The 1,689-nt window shown below is 77.7% G+C and carries 1 protein-coding gene and 1 pseudogene; both read right to left on the bottom strand.

The window, feature by feature from the left end; translation table 11 throughout:
* Positions 1 to 353, bottom strand: a pseudogene (locus GQS09_RS28190) (hypothetical protein); the annotation flags it as partial.
* On the bottom strand, positions 350 to 1,255 hold the full coding sequence (locus GQS09_RS28185) for a xanthine dehydrogenase family protein subunit M (RefSeq protein ID WP_165990342.1): 906 nt from the start codon (positions 1,253 to 1,255) through the stop codon (positions 350 to 352). The gene GQS09_RS28185 and the pseudogene GQS09_RS28190, both read right to left, overlap by 4 nt.
* Between the last annotated feature and the right edge of the window lie 434 nt (positions 1,256 to 1,689).

Raw genomic sequence — 1,689 nt, 5'->3', positions numbered from 1 at the left:
GCCGCCGGGGTTCCGGTGCCCGCCGCCGGGGCCGGTGCGGCCGGGCCGCGCACCGGGTCCGCGGCGGAGGCGAACGGCAGGGTCCACTGGCCGGTGCCGGCCGGGTCGGTGGTGGCCGCCGCGGTCATCGGCGGCCCGGCCGCCGAGGCCGGCACGGTCGGCTCGGCGATCTCCGGCGGCCGGTAGTCCCCGCCCGGTGCGGCCAGCGGATCGGCGCCCGGGTCGCCGCCCGGCATCCGCCCGCGCGGAAGCTTTATGAAGGCGGTGGCCTCGGCGTCGTATCCGCCGCCCGCTCCCCAGCCGGTCTGCGGGGTGGGGATGCCGTCCGGGTTCGGGTACTGCTCGCTGCTCACGACAGGGCCCTCCCAAGTCCACGGCGCGCGAGTGCTGCCACGGTACGCCTCAGATGCAGCATCGCGGGCGGGAGTTCGGTGCCTTGCCCGCGCTCCGGACCGGGATCGGGATCGGGGATGCAGGCCATGGCGACGTATTCGCCGAAGGCGGTCAGCACGTCCGGCGCCAGCCCGCGCTTGCCGTCCCAGTCCACCAGCGAGGCCACCCAGCGCTCGGCGTCCAGCGGGCGCAGCGGGATGGAGGCGATGGCCCCGACCGCGCACCGCACCTCGCGGCGGGCCGGGTCCAGCACCACGGCCACCGAGGCGGTGGCCCGTCCGGGCCCGGTGCGGCCGGTGGCCTTGAGGAAGGTCTGCGGAGCGTGCAGCAGCGGCACCCGGACGTAGGCCAGGAGTTCGCCGGCGCGCAGCCGGTCGCGTCCGGCCAGCAGATGGCTGACCGGGATCTCGCGGTTGCCTCTTCGTGCTCCGGTGACCATCAGCACCGCCTCCAGGGCGGCCAGCACCGGCAGGGTGTCGCCGGCCGCGGCGGCGGTGACGATGTTGCCGCCCAGGGTGCCGGCGTTGCGCACCTGCGGCGGACCGGCGGTGCGGGCGGCGGCGGCCAGCCCGGGCATCAGCACCGCGAAGTCGGGGCGGCCCATCCGGGCGTGGGTGAGGCAGGCGCCGAGCAGGGCGTGGCCGTCCTGGTACTCCCAGCCGCGCAGTTCCTTGAGCCGGGCCAGGCCGACCAGGGCGGCCGGGCGCAGCCGTCCGGAGTTGACCCCGCACATCAGGTCGGTGCCTCCGGCGACCGGGACGGCGGCGGGCTGTGCGGCGAGGGCGGCTACCGCTTCGTCCAGCGTGGCCGGGAGCGCGACAGGCTGCGCCGTGCCCGGTGCATGCGGTGCGTGCGTGCTCAATCCAGCGCCCCTTCAAGCGGTCGGCCCGGCTGTTGAGCCGTACGGTACGTGCTCCCAGTCGGAGAATGGCAACTCTGGCATATTTTCCCGGCCGACCGGTGTGCGGGGCGACCGCCCGCGGGGAGCCGGCCGCCGGAGCCGGACCGGCCGGCTCCGGAGGTGCCGGGCGGCATGCGCGGCCGGGCGGCGGGATGCCGGGGCAGGGGCGGAAAGAGGAGAGGGGTACGGGTCCCGGCGAGTGGTTCTGCGCACCGCTCGGCGGGCGGGCCGCTCGCTGCGGGCCGGCACGGCGGAGGGTCCGGCCGGGGCGCGCGGCGGCGGTGGTGTTCACCCGGGTCCGCGCACCGGAGCGGGGCCGCCGGGGAATCCGCGTCCACGCGGCCCCCGGGCCTGGTCTCCCGGCCGTCGCCGCGGCACGGCCGGCCGGCGTGGGT

This window comes from Streptomyces sp. YIM 98790 (assembly GCF_011421595.1).
Taxonomy (GTDB): domain Bacteria; phylum Actinomycetota; class Actinomycetes; order Streptomycetales; family Streptomycetaceae; genus Streptomyces.
The sequence above is the reverse complement of the archived record's forward strand: the minus strand, read 5'-3'. Positions and strand labels throughout refer to the sequence as shown.